The organism is Lactiplantibacillus sp. YT640 (assembly GCF_049745435.1).
Classification (GTDB): domain Bacteria; phylum Bacillota; class Bacilli; order Lactobacillales; family Lactobacillaceae; genus Lactiplantibacillus; species Lactiplantibacillus plantarum.
Map to the genome: position 1 here is coordinate 1 of NZ_JBMNVY010000035.1, position 17237 is coordinate 17237.

At 42.3% G+C, this 17237-nt stretch carries 16 protein-coding genes; 2 read left to right on the plus strand and 14 right to left on the minus strand.

Annotated elements, in window-relative coordinates; translation table 11 throughout:
* Window positions 1-199 precede the first annotated feature (199 nt).
* From ACOV1R_RS13790 to ACOV1R_RS13845, 12 genes are all read right to left on the minus strand, one after another.
* Window positions 200-1063: an ROK family protein gene (locus ACOV1R_RS13790; RefSeq protein WP_015380991.1), complete on the minus strand. Its 864-nt coding sequence runs from the start codon at window positions 1061-1063 to the stop codon at window positions 200-202.
* A gap of 3 nt (window positions 1064-1066) precedes the next feature.
* Window positions 1067-3697: an alpha-mannosidase gene (locus ACOV1R_RS13795; RefSeq protein WP_003645314.1), complete on the minus strand. Its 2631-nt coding sequence runs from the start codon at window positions 3695-3697 to the stop codon at window positions 1067-1069.
* An 81-nt stretch (window positions 3698-3778) separates the two neighbouring features.
* On the minus strand, window positions 3779-4879 hold the full coding sequence (locus ACOV1R_RS13800) for a PTS fructose transporter subunit IIC (protein WP_003642460.1): 1101 nt from the start codon (window positions 4877-4879) through the stop codon (window positions 3779-3781).
* 32 nt (window positions 4880-4911) lie between these two features.
* Window positions 4912-5232 (minus strand): PTS fructose transporter subunit IIB, encoded by a 321-nt coding sequence (locus ACOV1R_RS13805; RefSeq protein WP_003642461.1) that lies wholly within the window; start codon window positions 5230-5232, stop codon window positions 4912-4914.
* A 16-nt stretch (window positions 5233-5248) separates the two neighbouring features.
* On the minus strand, window positions 5249-5710 hold the full coding sequence (locus tag ACOV1R_RS13810) for a PTS sugar transporter subunit IIA (RefSeq protein ID WP_003643463.1): 462 nt from the start codon (window positions 5708-5710) through the stop codon (window positions 5249-5251).
* 15 nt (window positions 5711-5725) lie between these two features.
* A complete protein-coding gene (locus ACOV1R_RS13815) occupies window positions 5726-7342 on the minus strand; it encodes a BglG family transcription antiterminator (RefSeq protein WP_015380994.1) in 1617 nt (538 codons plus the stop codon).
* A gap of 646 nt (window positions 7343-7988) precedes the next feature.
* The gene (locus ACOV1R_RS13820; RefSeq protein WP_003642464.1) at window positions 7989-8447 is read right to left on the minus strand and encodes a MerR family transcriptional regulator; all 459 of its coding nucleotides are present in this window, start codon (window positions 8445-8447) and stop codon (window positions 7989-7991) included.
* A 93-nt stretch (window positions 8448-8540) separates the two neighbouring features.
* Complete coding sequence (locus tag ACOV1R_RS13825; protein ID WP_003645311.1) at window positions 8541-9404, minus strand: SDR family oxidoreductase; 864 nt, start codon at window positions 9402-9404, stop codon at window positions 8541-8543.
* A gap of 216 nt (window positions 9405-9620) precedes the next feature.
* Window positions 9621-11615, minus strand: a complete 1995-nt coding sequence (locus tag ACOV1R_RS13830; RefSeq protein ID WP_087614919.1) for a glucose PTS transporter subunit IIA — start codon at window positions 11613-11615, stop codon at window positions 9621-9623.
* A 254-nt stretch (window positions 11616-11869) separates the two neighbouring features.
* The gene (locus tag ACOV1R_RS13835; RefSeq protein ID WP_015380997.1) at window positions 11870-12538 is read right to left on the minus strand and encodes an endonuclease III domain-containing protein; all 669 of its coding nucleotides are present in this window, start codon (window positions 12536-12538) and stop codon (window positions 11870-11872) included.
* A gap of 115 nt (window positions 12539-12653) precedes the next feature.
* Window positions 12654-12911, minus strand: a complete 258-nt coding sequence (locus ACOV1R_RS13840) for a hypothetical protein (protein WP_015380998.1) — start codon at window positions 12909-12911, stop codon at window positions 12654-12656.
* A gap of 34 nt (window positions 12912-12945) precedes the next feature.
* Entirely contained in the window at window positions 12946-13497 is a 552-nt protein-coding gene (locus ACOV1R_RS13845) for an NADPH-dependent FMN reductase (protein WP_003642469.1), read from the minus strand.
* A gap of 382 nt (window positions 13498-13879) precedes the next feature.
* On the opposite strand from ACOV1R_RS13845, the gene ACOV1R_RS13850 reads away from it, so the two are divergent.
* Window positions 13880-15154, plus strand: a complete 1275-nt coding sequence (locus ACOV1R_RS13850; protein ID WP_015381002.1) for a hypothetical protein — start codon at window positions 13880-13882, stop codon at window positions 15152-15154.
* 135 nt (window positions 15155-15289) lie between these two features.
* On the opposite strand, the gene ACOV1R_RS13855 is transcribed toward ACOV1R_RS13850, so the two are convergent.
* A complete protein-coding gene (locus ACOV1R_RS13855) occupies window positions 15290-15889 on the minus strand; it encodes a hypothetical protein (protein WP_011102092.1) in 600 nt (199 codons plus the stop codon).
* A gap of 189 nt (window positions 15890-16078) precedes the next feature.
* Between ACOV1R_RS13855 and ACOV1R_RS13860 the strand changes: the two genes are divergently transcribed.
* Complete coding sequence (locus ACOV1R_RS13860) at window positions 16079-16561, plus strand: Fur family transcriptional regulator (RefSeq protein ID WP_003643467.1); 483 nt, start codon at window positions 16079-16081, stop codon at window positions 16559-16561.
* 243 nt (window positions 16562-16804) lie between these two features.
* Here ACOV1R_RS13860 and ACOV1R_RS13865 read toward each other — a convergent pair whose 3' ends face one another.
* Window positions 16805-17179, minus strand: a complete 375-nt coding sequence (locus tag ACOV1R_RS13865) for a bacteriocin immunity protein (protein WP_027822534.1) — start codon at window positions 17177-17179, stop codon at window positions 16805-16807.
* Between the last annotated feature and the right edge of the window lie 58 nt (window positions 17180-17237).

Genomic DNA, 17237 nt, shown 5'->3' on the forward strand with positions numbered 1-17237 from the left:
ACCGACCACGTAAGGTCTTAGGCTGGAAGAGTCCATTTGAAGTTTTCTTCGGGACAAAGTTGCGCTTGATTTGACAATTCGTCATCCTTATAGATTCTACTGTAGCATGAATCAAGTCATAAATAAGTATTCCAGACCATTTTTCATTCATAGTAAAGTAAAAGAACCGATAACGTTACTTGTTATCGACTCTTTTTACCTAAAATATCAAATTTTTGGCCAGGGCGACATTACCAATCGTTGCAGAACCATTATTAGCAATTCCCGTTAAAACAATCAAATGATCTAAGTTCGGTAATTCAACATAATTGTTATTAAGCTGCTCAACGTCTCTTCTAATCACTGGAAGTTCAGTTTCGCTTACTACTGAGCCACCAATAACAATTCTTTCAGGCATGAAATTAAGATATGCATCAAAGACCAGCTGTGCAATATAATAACTGATCAACTTAAATACTTCATTGGTTCGCTTCAATTGTTCCCCCGGTTTGCCAGTTCGAGCCTCAATTGCGGGTCCTGAAGCCATGCCTTCAAAGCACCGATTTTGATGATATGGACAGACACCCTTGAAGTTATCGCCTGACATAGGTATGACCATTGTATGTCCCATTTCAAGATGAGACATACCACCTATGAAATGATTATCTTGGATAACACCGCCACCAATGCCTGTCCCAATAGTAAAGTATACTAGTGAACGCACTGCTTGTCCTTGTCCAATCATATATTCACCATAAGCCGAAGCATTTACGTCCGTTGTAAAAGTAATTGGAATTTTCAAAGCTGCCCTCAACATCTGTACAACATCCGTATGAGACCAACCAGCTTTTGGTGTATTTAAAATCTGACCATATGTCGGTGAATCCACCTTAATATCGGCTGGGCCGAAACTCCCGATTCCCAACGCATCGACTGGATTTTTCTTAAAAAATGAAACACAGGCTGCCAGCGTTTCATTTGGCTTTGTGGTCGCTACTCGTTGTCGCTTCAAGATACGGTAGTGCTCATCAGTAATTGCTAAAATGAACTTAGTCCCTCCAGCTTCAATACTTCCCAAACGCATGAGCTATGCCCCCTGATTGTGTATGAGCAAGGTAACCATATCATAAGGCTGAATCACTAATTGTTCCGAACATGGTTGAGCCTCTTCCAGAGCATTTACCTGAATGAAATGTTGTTTTAACAAGGGGGTCAAATCAGCAGCCACACCAGATTCATTTGCCAAACGGATAACAAAACTATTTGGCACAGTATAGGCCGGATACAACGCGCTAATTGTGACATGTGGATCGAGTTTCAAAAATGACTCGCACTCTGAGATAGTTGGTAATGAATCATCAAATTCAACATCCCAAATTTTATTGTCTAATCGATTTACAAATAAATTCAATTTTTGTAATTGATAACTAACATCGGGTGCTAACCACTTTTCAGCAATTATTGCCAATTTATTTTCATTCAATTGAGACGTGGAAACTAACCCAAACTCAAATGTATTTGCTCCTAATTCTTCGGCCAACGGCGTTGGTGTCATCTGATGTCCAATACTAGTTGTATCGCCTGAAGCACGACCTGGTCGCCACAGTAAATTAGGCTTACCAAGTTGACCAGTGGTTGCCATTAATGTGACATAAAATGCTTTCTTTCCTAACTCGTATTCCTTCATTCCTTTAGCAATTAAATACAGGCCATCGCTAGCCCCTTGCATCCCGACAATTTTATCAAAGTTATAAAGGTTAACCGGTTTTTCAACAAATTCTTCTTCCCAATTTTCCGCAATTGGTAAATTACGTGTTCTTTGAAAGCCGCCTTGAACTTGCGCAACTGCAGTGTCACTTTCAATTGCTGTATTAATTTTTAACCGTAATCGATGATCTAGAACCTGATTATCGACAGTTAAACGACCTGCCAATACATTGTCACCATCAGTTAAAGTCAACGTTAATTCAAATGCGACATCGTGCAGCTTTGGTTCGTGACTAATCCTGTCAGCCAAGCCTTCTGGTAACTGCCACTTGCCGCTTAATCGCAGTTCTTGCCTTCCAGCTCCAACATAAATGGCTACAACGCCGGCTAAAGGCAAGTCAACCTCTTTGTCGCCTCGAAGCGGTGAATAATCGTACGTATCACCATCATTACCCGAATCTACAATACTAATGATGTTTTTGTAAGTTTTCCCATTAGTAGTTGCCTGAAAGTTGCCATCGACATAATTCACTTTCCAACTTTCATTTTGGATAGCCGTTTGTTGCTCAGACTGTAATTCTGGCAAAGCTTCTGCACCATCCTTAAAGTCAATTACTTGGTAGCCCAACCCATCAAACTGGACTGCAACTTGTACTTGTAATTCATAGTAACCAGGCTCGTCTTTAAATTCAAAGCCTTTAGCCGTTTGTTGCATGATATTTTCTCGCTTAGCCACATAATTTGCACTTAAAATAGTTGCTTGATATTTTTCATCAAACATAATGTTTTTCGATGATGTTAAGAAACGGATTTTCTTATATCCATTGAATGGGCGTGGATCAGTATTGAATACTAGCACCTGATTGGCATCCAGTTTCAACCGTTGTGCGATTCTTTTCTTGATATAGTTTTCGATACCGTCTGCAATTTCAAAACCTTGTTTGAATCGATGGTCAATATCAATAGCAACATTATCAGAAACACTGCCACCCAAACTGTCATGCGGTTGACATTCTAGCAACTTTTTCCAAAGTTTCAAAATAAGACCCTTAGACACATCGATACCACATCTTTTGGCGATGACCATCAGTGGCTCAACACGTCGTAATATTTGCTGTTCGAGTTTGAAATTCTGCCGTTTAATGCGCGAACGTACTGAACCAATTGTCCGATGAACTCTAGCATAAGTTGGATACCGCAACTCGCCTTGATAATCCGGTAAATCGTTGCGTTGTCGTAATGTTCGCATAAACTTCGGATAATTGCTGATCACAATCTGATTATGACTATATTTATTTATCTTACTAATAGTCTCAGATACGTTATGAATAATATTCATTTGATCGATTCCCGAAGGCACTAGGACCGAATTATTTTGACCCTGTTGACTTTCAAAATCAATTCCTGGATCTAGACGGTTTGCAACGAACTCTTGTAAGTTTTTCTTCGAATCCAATGCGATTTGACCAGTATAGTAACCTAACGGAAAATTAGCAGCATAGACTTGACTATGACCTAGACTGTGCCATTTAAAATAAACAGAGTCCATTTGTCGCTTAAAATTAGTGCCCCGCCAAAAAATAAAGTCATTAATGCCAACTTGATTTAAGAGCATTGGCAATTGCGAATTAAATCCAAAAGTATCTGGCAAATAGCCAATCATCATTGGTTGCCCATACTTTTGTTTGGTATCGTTGATGCCAATAACTAAGTTACGAATAATTGATTCTGCATCAGGTATCATCGCATCAGTCTGTGTATACCATGGTCCAACAAATAATTGATTACGGTTAATTAATTTCTTTATCCGGATAACATCTTCGGGATGCATTTCAACATACTCATCTAGTATTGATGTCTGTCCGTCTAAAGTAAAATTAGCTTCAGGATGCGTTTCTAACTCCTTCAAAACATTTGAGAACAGCTGATCACTTAGCACCTGTGCGTCCTCAGTTGTAAAATACCATTCTCGATCCCAATGAGTATGATTTACAAAATGTGCTTTTGTCATAAATGTATCGCTCCCTGTTATTTTAGGTAACAAAAGCCGCACTACGGCTCTTTAACCATTATGCGGCTCGTTTTAGTCAATCTAAGCTTCAAAATTAATGTTAATGTCGTCCTCATTATCATCAGTGACTTGTTCTTCGCTCTGTGTTTGGTTAAAGTCCACAGCCAATGGTGCCAGTACACCGATAATCGCAGCGCAAACAATTAGACCGATTAAATAGGCCCAACCATTCGTAATGGTGACAAATCCATAAACCCCACCAACAGGAGGAATCTTAGCCTGAGCCCCAAGTAAAATCGTAGTCGCCGAACCAGCAGCACCAGCAATCATATTAATTGGAATTAATTTCAACGGGTTAACTAATGTAAACGGAATAGCACCTTCTGTTATTCCAATAAATCCCATGAACCAGTCGCTTCGTCCAGCATCAAGTAATTCATCAGAAAAACGATGCTTAAAGAAAGTCGTCGCAAATGCATATCCTAAGGGAATACCAGCAATAGCCACATTAACGATCATTGCAGGGGTGTAAATCTTTTCAGCTAATAAAACGTTTCCTGCCATCCATGCAGCCTTATTAACAGGACCGCCTAAGTCAGAACCAATCATAGCGCCCATGATAACTGCTAAGGTAATAGCACTTACACCGCTTGTACTCATTTGTTTAATCCAGGCAACAAGTGATACATTAATCCAAGTCAGCGGTTGCTTCAAAATGACTCCCATCAATATTGCCACAACCATTGTAGATAGCAGCGGTACAACAACTAATGGCATAATAGATTCGAACTTTTCACCAACATGTAACTTATTGTGACACCAACGTGCAGTATAACCAGCTGCAAACCCAGCAACCAAGGCTCCTAAAAATCCCATATTAGAACTAGATGCTAATGAGCCCCCAATGAACCCGGCGGCTAAAGCTGGCTTATCGCCAATAGCATATGCAATGTAACCGGCCAAAACTAAATTAACTAAGCCAACACCAATCCAACCAACGGCTTCAATTTGTCCCATATAAAACCAAAAACCAGTTTTATACGCATCAAAACTTGTAATTCCAAAACATAGACCTATCAACTTAGGAACTGCAACTACGAGGGACCCGCCAATAACAACCGGTAACATATATGAAATACCAGACATTAAGTAGCCCTTCCACTCAGCCAATATTTTCTTCATAACTCACTCCTCCATTCTTCATTAAGTTCATTTTATTTAACACGAGCAGCAACCGCTTTGCTGACCTTATCAATAACAGCTTTCGGCTTTTTAATACACATATTAATATCAACTCGAACTGCTGGAATCCCTTCAAATCGATCCATCTTTTCAATTTTTTGATCCGAACCAATCAATAAAAACTTTGCGCTTTTCGCCTCTTCAACTGTAATTTCATTTTTAAGTCCCATTGCACCCTGTTGTTCTACTTTAGCTTGTAAACCTAGTTCCTGCGCTGCTTTTTCTAGCGCTTTCGCCGCCATTGGTGTATGTGCTAACCCTGCTGGGCATGATGTAATTGCAACAAAATCCATATCAGTCATCCTCTTTTTATAAAATTTTTTCCGAACTATTGGTTAATACAGTGTAAACATCCTGAACTGTTTGACTTTCAAGTAATGCTTGACGCTCACGGTCATCCACTAATGCACTCGCAAAGTTAGCTAGAATCTGTAAGTGTGCCTGCTCACTATTTTTTGGAACTAGCATAGCAATTACCTGATTAACTGGTTGGTCATCAAATGTCGGCCAATCTTGAATGCTTGTTGTAGAGCGAATGAATAGTACAGCAGGTTGCCGCAGATATTCTGAGATTGCATGAGGAATCGCTATACCGTCCTGCATTCCTGTTGAAGCTTCTTTTTCTCGTTGATACAGCGCTTTCAAAACTGCATCTTCGTTATCTGCAAAGCCAAGTTCAATTGCTTTATGTGCAATAAAGCTAAAAACATCCTCACGTGTTCTAAAATGTTCTTTTAAAAAAATATACTTCTGTTTAAAAATTTCTGTCATATTTGCATTTCCCCTTCACTGCTGTGCTAATGTATCAATAATTTCTTGAGCATTTTGAGCCTTTATTAAGGCCGTCATTCGCTGCCCATCTTGAATCAAATTATAGAAATAACTGTAAATATCATCCATTTGTGTTTCAACCGTGCGATTCAGGGCTACGAAAAATACAACATGGACATTTTCGTGATCCCATTTAATTCCCTTTTTCGACGTCATGATTCCAATCGTTGGTTGCAAAACATGGTCGATATCACCATGGGGAATTGCAAATTTATCGATAATGGTGGATGCAACTTGTTCACGTGCTAACGCTGAATTTTGCATTTGATTATCAACATACCCATACTTTTCTAGCCGATCAGTTAGTTGAATAATCGCCATCTTTTTTTCAGTTGCCTTTGAATTTGTGATAATACCGTTTGGACTTAATAATTTAACAAATGCGTTCCGCGTATACTTTTCTTGACGAATATCTTGACTTAACTTTTCCAATAAGTTGAGTTCTTGGTCATTCAAAAACGGACTGACTTGAATAACCCTCGTACCGCTCATCTTTAACGGGATAGTCGAAATAATAATGTCTGCAGTCACTGTTGAAGTCATCAACTCATTCACAGACAAAGTGCCAACAATCTGAACATCCGGTAGTTTGTCCATGACACGTTGCTTTAGTAACTCCGCCGTACCATAACCAGTGCTGCATACAATTGCAAGCTCAACATCTGGTTTTAAGACCTTTCGGCGCTCAATGAACGATTCAAAGTGCAGTGCTAAGTATGCAATTTCATCCTCAGTTAGCTGTAAATGGTATTGCTTTTCAATCGCCATCGCTAATGCTAGTGCTTGATCAAAAGCGACGGGAAAATACGTTTTAACTTGATTACAATACGGATTCGTAATACTAATGCCATTTTTAATGCGAACCAGCGCCGGACGTAAGTGTAGCGTTAGATTACGTAATAATTGATTATCATAATCCGTTAGCACGCTACGTAGCCAGTCGACTATCGTTCGTTCAACTAAGCCACTTCTATCCAGATCAATGTACCCATCCTCAATGGCCGCGACATGCATATTTAAATAAGCAACTTCTTCATCGGGAATTTCACACTTGAAGGCCACGATAAGCATTTTAACTAATTTGTTGGTACTCGGAGATATTGCCATAGTGTCAAAATTCTGTGTCGTCGTTTGAGTAATAAACTCGCCATTCTTAATTCGCTGAATCGCAATAGTTGTATGGATCAGTAAAGACTCATATTGATATTCATTTACATCAACTTTTAAAATCTTCACAAATTTATTCAGGACTTTTTGCATCTGATTTAAGGTTTGTTTATTGACATATCGTTTCAGGGACTGTGGCACTTTAAATGTGCGTGTCATTTTGCCAGTCTGTTGATTTTGCTTAATCTCTTGTCCCCAATATGACTGTAATAGCTGACCAATCACTCGACGAACATCACTCTCCGAACTGTTGAATTTAACGCCTTCTGTAGTGGCCGTCAGCTTCAACCCATAATCCATTTTTAAAACATTTAAATCACGTTCCAACGTACTACGACTAATAAAGAAGTGGTCAGCAATATCATCTAATAACACTGGTTTAGATTGCTGTGTCAAGAATGTCATAATGCTAATTCTGCGTTCTTGCTCACTTTGGCTATTATCCTTCAGTATCGGAAACTCAGCCAACAGTCCCTTCGTATTACCACTAAAACGAATACCCTGTCCTCTTTTCCTAACAAGGTGTACACCTTGTTGGTTGACTACCTTTTCCACCTCATTCAGATACTTAGCAATCGTCTTACGAGATGTGCCCGTATACTCCATAATATCTTGATAGTGAACTATCCTTTTTGACAATATCAACTCAATAATCATTCGTGTAAGAGTTGCTGGTGAACTATTCGGCGCCAAATTTATCACTCCCTAACTTTTACAATTCATATGATAATGTAACCGTATACATTATTTAAGCTCATAAAAGTACACTTGTAGCTAGTGTACCTTTCATAAGTTATTATTCTTTGTGCTGTCGGCCATATACTTGAAGATTGCTTTAGAAGTTTAATCTCGAATCCTATTGTGACTAATATTACCCCGATTTTGCGCGTTATCTTACAGGAAGACAAATCATTTACTGAATTAATTAACTATTGATATCAATCATAAAAAAGCAGCGTGATTTCATTATCCTGAAATCACGCTGCTAAGACTATCCAATTACAATATTCCTCAGAACAGTCTAGTATTAACTCTCATTATCAAATGGTGCCTAACTATCTGGTCTCGAATTATCCTTCAATTCAAACTTAACTTTATCCCCCACGAGTTTGACAAATAGTTCCTGGTCAGGCTGAGGATCAAATGGTCCCAAGTCGACAAGGATCTGACCATTATCCGCCACTTCATATCCTTGGTAACGATCGGCAAGCAGATGATAGATTGTTTGGGCTGGTCGCATCCGCTCATCCACCTGAGCGGCCGCCGCCTTCAAGGTATAACCAGTCTGCAATAAATTACTCATCGCGGCTGCCTTGATAACCATTTTCATTGTATACACGCGAGCCTGGCCCGGCTCATCCTCGTTCTTAGGAATAATGTACCCCTTTTTTTGCCAATACCGTAGTTGTCGTGGCGAGACACCAGTCATTCTGCTTAGTTCACTAATGCCAATAGTTAATTGTCCTTTATGAAAAAGCTCACGTAAATCTGCACGCGTCCCGTTAGTCATACTGGCGACTCCTTTCCAAAGTTGCTATTGATATAAATTATAGCATGGAATTTCGTCGCGACCATTAACTCGCTTGGAATTTTCCGTGATTAATTAACTTTTCTGATAATTTGTTTGTAAGTAATCCAGCAATGACTGGGCGGGACGATCCATAATCAGCTGATAATCATCACTTACTGTGGCTAATAGTCCGCGGGCGCCACCGGCATACATCGAGGCCAACATTGGCCCCTCACCATTCTGATTGTACATATCGCTGAAGGCTTGCAAGGACACTGGTCGATACCCGATTGGTTGCCCGCTCACCTGACTAAGCACAGTAGCGAGTTCCGGCATCGTGTAAGCTCGGGACTGTGTTAACGTATAGATTCGACCACGTTGTAATAAATCAGGCGTTGTGGCGACTTTAGCAAAAGCGGCCGCACTATCTGCCTGACTGATGAAGCTGAGAGCCTGATCAGCCATTGGATAAACGACGTTGTGCCGTTCAATTAATTCTGGCAAATATGGCACTAACGGATCCGCGTAAAGCGCATTCCGGACAATCGTATAGTTAATATCACTTCCAGCTAATCGCCGGGGCACGTAACCATAAAATGCTGATAATGCAAATGGATTATTCACCTGATCGGCAATGAAACCCATGACTAGGAAATGATGCACATTCGCCTGTTGGACTGCTGCTAAGACGTTCTCAAATTCTTGGACCCGCGAATAACTATCATGACTTTTACTAGGAATATAGATCAGGACATCACTGTCTTGGAAAAATGCGCGTAACTGCTCTGGCTGCTGGTAATCAATAGCCGCAACATGCAAACCTTGTTGTTGGTATACCTGGGCCTTACTGAGTGTATGGACCCCTAAATATAATTCAGTGGTGGCGACTAACGGTCTCATCGCGGCAACAATCTGTTGTCCTAAATGACCAGTGGCACCTGTAATCGCATATTTCAATTTAACTCGCCCTTTCATGTAACTTTATTAGTTACATTTAACTAAATATCGATATATTTGTCAAATAAAGCGGCCGCTTATGATATTAACGTCACCCATTGCCGCCATTAATTCGGAAACATTTCGTCGCTACATCGTTAAAATTAAATACACAGAAAGGGCTACCCTCATTACAAGAGCAGCCCTAAGAAATGCTTTTCTAAAAATAGTTAAGCCCTAATTTGCAACCTGTTGACCAAGGTGCTTCTTTTCAGGCGCCTTCTTAACGTTTTTGACATCATTATCGGAAAAGCCAAACATCCACGTTAACGTAAAGGCGACAATCAAGTCGATAGCAGAGGCAATCAAGAAACCGTAGAAACTAAAATCAAGCCCCTTAGGATTGATGAAGGAGGTCACACCGATCAATGATCCGGCGAAGCCCCACATGTTAACGTTAAACAGTCCGGTCAAGAAACCGCCGACAGCACCACCGATACTTGCGGTAATGAATGCCCGGCCGTATTTCAGATTGATCCCGTACATTGCAGGTTCAGTGACCCCACAGAAGGCTGAGATTGTTGCTGGCCAAGCGAGTTCTTTAATATTAGCAAACTTAGACTTCAGCGCAATTGCTAAGACCGCACCACCTTGGGCAACCATCGTTGCGGAAACAATGGCATTCAAGTAACTGTGTCCAGTTGTCGTAATATCGTTGACAACAATTGGAATAATCGCCCAGTGTAACCCGAAGATAACGAGCACTTGGTAGAAGCCACCGATAATTAAGCCAGAGATGGCTGGACTGAGTTTGTAAATCGCCACAATTCCTGCGGCCAATGCGCCAGACAAAGCTGTAATGATTGGCCCGAGGATGATAATGATGGCTCCAGAAATAATCACAACTTCAAACAACGGTACGAAGATCATCCGTAAGACTGTCGGGATGACCCGCTTGAGCCATGGTTCCAACTTACTTGCTAACCACGCCCCCGCAATCATCGGGAAAATCGAGTAGGTATAGGAGGCAACGTGAACCGGAATGCCAAAGAAGTTCGCATTGATTGCCATTCCCAATAAGTGACCCGTAACCTTTCCGGTTGTTGCCATACTAACAATTGCTGGGTATGTTAAGACCCCACCAATAATTCCCATGATAACCGGATCAGCCCCTAACTTCTTGGCTGCGGTGAAACCAACAAATATCGGTAAGAAGTAGAAGACGGAATCACCCATCGCATTAATAATCACGTAGGTCGGCGTTGTCGCAGAGACGAGGTTGAAGTTCTTTAGTAACGACAAAATCCCCTTTAAGATCCCAGAAGCTGCCAACAACCCAATCACTGGAATCATGGACCCCGTAATAACACCAATCAAGCTGCTAAAACCGTGTTTGACCTTCTGCCACGGCGTCATTTTCTGCCACGCTAACCGGTTCGCTTCCTTCTCCATCGCAACAGCCGAAGCGTCAGCATCCCCAAAGCCTGCGCCTAGTTGACCCACGATTGCATCATACACGTCGGTCACCGCTGGCCCAATCACCACCTGGTACTGACCACCTGCCTTTGCAACATCGATAACGCCCTTTAGGTTTCGGATTGCCTCGTCATTGGCCTGCCCTTCGTCCTTTAAGTAAAATCGAACCCGGGTAATGCAGTGAATCACGCTTTTCACATTTACCGGTCCACCAACTTGAGCAATGATTTGAGTCGCCAATTCATCGTACTTGCCGCCCTTACCCTTAACCACCGGTGCTTCGGCAACGTGTTCTTTCAATTCAACAACAGCACCGACGACCCCGGCACGGACTTCACCCAGTTCGGGCGTTAGTTTGGTAACCATATCCGCCGTATTCGTTACGGCCATGATTACCGTGGTATCCTTGTTCGCACTAGTAATCGCCGCTAAATCCATCATGGCCACTTTTTCGCCGGCCTCGACCGTATCACCAACTTGCACGTTAACTTTAAACGGTGGCCGATCTGCTAGTTCGACCGTATCGATACCAAGATGAACCAACACTTCCAGACCATTGTTCCCCGTAAAGCCAATCGCGTGCAGACTCGCTGCAACCATCGTTACTTTACCACTGATTGGTGCAACGACCTGGCCATCTGTCGGTTCAATACCGAATCCTTGCCCCATCATCCCTTGTGAAAACACCGGATCGTGAACCGATTCGAGTGGCACTAACTGTCCTGCAACCGGCGTTAATAAATGCACTTGCTTCATAGCGATTCTCCCCCTTTGACTAATCAATAATCGCGTTGTTAACAAACTAATTTCGGACACTGGTTGTTATAAAATCACTAATAATTGCCAATCCATCCAGTGACCAACTGTCAGGCCCTCCTAACCAATCAAGTAACGTCCTTAACCATAAAAGCGCTTTCTTTTATAAACATAATAATAGCCGCCCCTATTAAGTCGGTCAATAAAACCCGATTAAAATAAGGCGGTTCACTTGAATTTAGGAACTTATTTAATTAGTTTGCCAAACTTTGTGAAGCAAGTGTTAATCGTTGCGTTGCAAGAAAGGACCGTTCGAAATCAGCCGTCGTTTTGACCTGTTTACCGAAATCAACAATCAGTGCGTGCCACTCCCAAGCCGTCGTTAAATCATAATGCCACGCCTGCATAATCAGTTGTTGGGCCTTTAAGTAGTTGCTCGGTAACGGTTGGTTAAGCCAGCCGAATAGGCGCCGCAAATACGTGTCAATAATGATCGTTGGCTGATGAAAAACGTACATGCTAAAGTAGTCAGCCGTTTCATCGCCAATACCGCGCAGAGCGATTAGTTCACGCCGCAATTGTTCTGCTGGCAAGGCTCGCATCACGGTCAAGTCAAAATCATACTGTCCACACCACGCTGCTAAAGCTTTTAAAGTTGGAACTTTGCGCGTATAGAAGCCCGCGGGTTTGACTAAAGTCGTCAGTTCAGTATCAGTCAATGCTAGTAACCGCCGAGGCTCAAAGTCAGTGGCTGCTTTTAAATTAGCCAGTGCGTAATCCACGTTGCGCCAGTTGGTATTCTGAACGAGAATACCGCCCCAGAGAATCTCCCAAGGCGTCTCGGCAGGTGGTATTCCGGCTTGGAGCCAGTGCCGGGGCCCCATGGCAGCTAACATCTGCTGATACAGTGTCTCAATGGTCATTGTTAGCCCTCCTCACATGAATTGGTTAATGTTGAGACCAATAATTTGATCTTACAAAAAAATAGTCGTAACGGCAAAACATCAATCCGCTACAACTATTGTTTACGCTTGTTTATTAGTCATCTGCCACCGTACTGCGCTTAACAGCTAGCACAATGTCAGCCTTCCGATTTTCAGGCTTGATCTTTTCTTCAAAGTCCAATTCGGCATCCTTAAACAGGTTCTGAATCTCAGTATTAACTAACGACAAGTCGCGTGAATCCCCGGCTTGTTGGCGAATATAGACCACATATTGATCTGGTAATTCTTCAAGATCATATTCCACATCTTCGTCATTCAAAATAACATAAATCAACTTACGTTCTTTGTTCATCTGAAACTTCCCCTTATCAATTATTTTATCCGAATTAGTCGTTTGCGGCTAACTGGTGAGCAAACTTAAGGTAGTCAGCCACACAATGGTCTAACCACTCAACGACCTTATTGTCCGTAAGGTCCCCATCGGCATTCATCTTGTCCTGCACCGCGCTCAACAAGAATTCATTTCCAGGCAGAATCTGCATCCCAACTCCGGGTGAATCTAAAACTTGCCGTAAATGACTCTGCGCTCGCACTGTCCCTAAGGGTCCCATTGTGGCCCCTAAAATCATAGCTGGTTTCCCAATTAACGGTCGTTCAACACGCGATAGCCAATCAATCGCATTTTCCAAGACACCTGGAACACTATGGTTATATTCCGGTGTCACAAAAATGACGCCATCCGCGTCCATGACCGTCTGCTTAAAGGCTTGCACCTCTGCGGGGGCTTCTAGCTCGATATCCTGATCATAAAAAGGCAACGCGCCCAAGTTAGGAATCGTGACATCCAGTTGATCGGCATACCGTTTCTGAACAAACGTTGCTAACTTACGATTATATGAGGAACGTCGAATGCTACCGACGAGTGCGATAATCTTCATCGTGTGAAAAACTCCTTTAAGTTGTAATTACTTTTAGTATACCCCTTTTTTGGTAAATAGTCGGAACCGGTTACAAAAAATCAGCTGCTTTCATCAAAATTTTAATCTTAACTGCTGAATATTCAGTCAGTTTAGCAATTCCAGTCCCCATCCGCGTAACTGCCATTATCTTAAGTCTAATTTTAAACGAGGTGAGGCATTCATTAGCAGGCCAGATTATTTCTTGCTCATAGAAATAACTACCAGACATAATAATCGAGGCAGTGCTGTATCGCCATCACAGGATTAATAAACTTTCACAAATGTTTCTTAACTTTTTTCAAAACCAAACGTCCATTGTTAGTGTGATGAATAGAGTCTGCTATACTATTGATTAGAGAAATTGATTGGGGGGTTAATCGTGTATTATCGTGGTGAAGCACTTGACTTTTTGAATATGCTACATACTACAGGTGCCGCGCCATTAATGCGTTCGCGAATCGTTTTTTCCAGTCAGATCGACGTGGAACGCTTAAAGGCTGCCGTGCTCGCTTCCGCACAAATCGTACCCGAGATTTTCGGTCATTATCAAGCTGACCGTAATCGTTTCGTTGTTACTGATCAACCAGTCAACCAAGTTATTCAGGAAGTTCAAAGCCCGTATAGTCCTGAAAACACTGATTTTGATTTTACGAATAGTCCGCAACTACGGTTATTTGTCATTCATCACGGTGACTACGATGTCTTACAAGCCTTTATGAGCCACCTACTAACGGACAATCGTGGGTTTAAAGAATATCTGTACCTGCTCGCACAAGCCTACAATTATGCCGATCTCACGAATTTGCATAATGAACGGCGACTACGCCCAGTTATCACTAAGTTGCAACGTCAATTTGCACGGCCACACGGTCATGCACCCATTGTTACCGGTATGGTTAAACTACCCCATTATCCGGGAATTAACTTGCGGCACGGTGGTCACGTAATGCTCAGTAGCACGCAATTCATGCGCGTCCGACGAGTGGCTAAGGCCCAAGACGTCGGTATTAGCGAGGCCATTTTGGCGGCATACGCTAAAGCACTCCAAGTTTTAACTGGTCATACAACCGTGACATTGCCGTGCCCAATCGACCTGCGCCGCTTCACGACTGAAGATGCGAACGTCACCCAAATCGCTAATTTAACCGTCAATGTTTTTCTGACAATCAAGGTAGATATTGATGCACCTTTTAGTGAGCTCGTCAATCAAGTCCACGACTTGTTAACGGTCGAGCGTACGCGGGTCGCCTTCCTTTATCGACTTAGCAATTTACAGAAAATGAACCATACAATGCCAATTACGGTCATGCGTAAAATGACCAAACGCTGGTTACCACAGCCTGCGCTCCGGTATACCAACTTTGGTGTCGTCGACCAGGAACGGCTTAAATTTCATGACTTGACGGTTGTCAATTGCGTCTTCTCGGGTGCCTTCCAGTGCTCACCCGTTATGGAAATTGCCGCCAGCACGTTTGCCGGAACCTGTACATTGAGCTTCAATAGCACCGGGTCCGAACGTGACTACCAGTTATCCATGAAAATCCTGGAAAACATTCAAGCTCAACTGCTAGTGTGGGCACAAGCAGATGCTCAAGTAGCCACAACTGATAATGTGACGTTGCGCCACCAAGCATAATTAAGTCAATTGATAGGCCTTAAATACCGGCCACAAAAAATCCCAAGCTAAATGAGCTTGGGATTTTTTGTGGCCGCTGTTAATCTGGCTATCAGTGTGATTATGGATTATTTAGAATCATCCAGCTAATGACGACTAGTCATCCGGCCGAATCGTTTCCGAGTAATGACTTAACTGGTATATCGGTGCCCGTCGTGCCAATATTGCTGGTGCTTTGTGAACTTTCACTAGGCAACCAGTTTGCCCACTTGGGGTCAGTCGAACATCATAATTTTGAAAACTAGGGCGTATCGGCGTAGTCACTGTCAGCGGTCCAGTAACGCGCTGTAAGCCAATCTGAATATTTGCTAGGTGCTGGAAAGGGATCCCCACTAAATTACTTAAAAAGCCATCATATAGGCGCCATAGTGCCCCGGCGGACGGCACCCAGACTGGTTGTCCAGCGGCTGCTTGTAATTGGAATCGTAACGTCACGTACTGCCGGGTCACGGTCAACTGAATCGGTCGAACCTTCAACCGAGTAGTAGCGGCTTTTAGGACTGCAACTTGGGCCAACGCTTGGGGAACATCATAGCTCGCCGCAAATACTGGGAACTGATTAGTGGGTACCTGTCGTCCTTTTTCCGTAGTCGTAAGTTGCCGGATAACTTTCATCATTGCTTCAAGGCCAAGTACATATGCGCGTTCGTATTGGACCCGCTCAACCGGTAATGCTGGTACAATTAATTGTGTCATTTTGCCACCCCCATCAACACGCACTTAATTATCGTTAGTTTACTCACGTCTTCAGCCCCAGTAAAGCCTTTTCAGCTATTTCGTTAATTAATTTTGTCAAAAGTTTTATCTAGTAATGTTTCTAAATTGGAATCCTTCTAAAAAGTGTGGTTTAATAAGGGTGAATATGATAAAAGGAGGAACCGCGTTGTGGCAGAAGATATGTTGACCCAAGCCTTGCAGCAATTAAAGGACCATAAAATCCGTGTAACGCCGCAACGGCAAATCATTCTTAATTATTTGATTACTCACCATAATCATCCATCCGTCGAAACCATCTATCAGGAATTAGCAACTCAATTACCTAACCTGAGCTTGGCAACGGTTTACAATACGTTAAAACTTTTTGTCGACTTAGGAATCGTAATTGAATTACAAAATGGCGATGCTGGCACCCACTATGACTTTTTCGGTCGACCACATTATCACGTCGTTTGTGAGAATTGTGGTAAAATTACTGACGTTTTCGAACCCGACCTCCGCAGTGTCGAAGCCAAGGCGGCGGAACTCTCTGGGTACTTGGTTACGGGTCACAATATGGAAGTCTATGGATTATGCCCAGACTGCCAGAAACTACTCAATGTAACTAAAACAGCTGATTTAAAGCGATTGAAATTGACGCACAGTGAATAGAACCAGTTCAATGGCAACCGGCTATTTAGCGCGCTGGTTATCCTAAAACAAAAGGAACACTTTCAGTTTTCCTGTATTAGTCCCTGTCAACCTTAAGTGGACTATCACAGCCTGAGGTGTTCCTTTTAATTTATACGATAAGCTGGTCTTACTTACGCTTTAATCAGCATCACAATCGGAGGACGCTTTCGGAACACCAATCAGCAATTACACGACCGGTAGCCCTCAACCCCCTGGCCGGTATTAATGTTGTGGGACTTCTTCCAGCATGCCATAGAACTGTGACTTGTCAGAGAAATCAGCCATATAGGCCCCGTTCAATCCGGCCTTTTGCCCGATTATTCCTAAGTCGATCATTAGCTTTTCTTCTTCATCTGGAAAGTGTAACCGTCCCTTAATGGCTACACTACGAATATAGTTTACTAGGCGATTGACTAAGGCTTCTGGGTTCTTAGTCGTAGTAATTTTTTTATCGACCTGCATTAATACATCAATAATATCCAATAAGTCCCCCGACTGATCAGACCACCCACTTAACCGGACGATTAGTCCCTTAATAGCCTCTTGAGCTTGTTGTCGTAATTCTGATTCTGAGAGCGTAAAATATCTTGTGTAAATGCATAAAAGATTTCTGAATTGTATAGAAATAGGGAATGCCTTCCCTTATGATATTTAG

Coding starts and splice junctions, on each gene's coding strand:
- ACOV1R_RS13790 (WP_015380991.1), bottom strand. CDS start 1,063: ATGCGTTTGGGAAGTATTGAAGCTGGAGGGACTAAGTTCATTTTAGCA.
- ACOV1R_RS13795 (WP_003645314.1), bottom strand. CDS start 3,697: ATGACAAAAGCACATTTTGTAAATCATACTCATTGGGATCGAGAATGG.
- ACOV1R_RS13800 (WP_003642460.1), bottom strand. CDS start 4,879: ATGAAGAAAATATTGGCTGAGTGGAAGGGCTACTTAATGTCTGGTATT.
- ACOV1R_RS13805 (WP_003642461.1), bottom strand. CDS start 5,232: ATGGATTTTGTTGCAATTACATCATGCCCAGCAGGGTTAGCACATACA.
- ACOV1R_RS13810 (WP_003643463.1), bottom strand. CDS start 5,710: ATGACAGAAATTTTTAAACAGAAGTATATTTTTTTAAAAGAACATTTT.
- ACOV1R_RS13815 (WP_015380994.1), bottom strand. CDS start 7,342: ATGACATTCTTGACACAGCAATCTAAACCAGTGTTATTAGATGATATT.
- ACOV1R_RS13820 (WP_003642464.1), bottom strand. CDS start 8,447: ATGACTAACGGGACGCGTGCAGATTTACGTGAGCTTTTTCATAAAGGA.
- ACOV1R_RS13830 (WP_087614919.1), bottom strand. CDS start 11,615: ATGAAGCAAGTGCATTTATTAACGCCGGTTGCAGGACAGTTAGTGCCA.
- ACOV1R_RS13835 (WP_015380997.1), bottom strand. CDS start 12,538: ATGACCATTGAGACACTGTATCAGCAGATGTTAGCTGCCATGGGGCCC.
- ACOV1R_RS13840 (WP_015380998.1), bottom strand. CDS start 12,911: ATGAACAAAGAACGTAAGTTGATTTATGTTATTTTGAATGACGAAGAT.
- ACOV1R_RS13845 (WP_003642469.1), bottom strand. CDS start 13,497: ATGAAGATTATCGCACTCGTCGGTAGCATTCGACGTTCCTCATATAAT.
- ACOV1R_RS13855 (WP_011102092.1), bottom strand. CDS start 15,889: ATGACACAATTAATTGTACCAGCATTACCGGTTGAGCGGGTCCAATAC.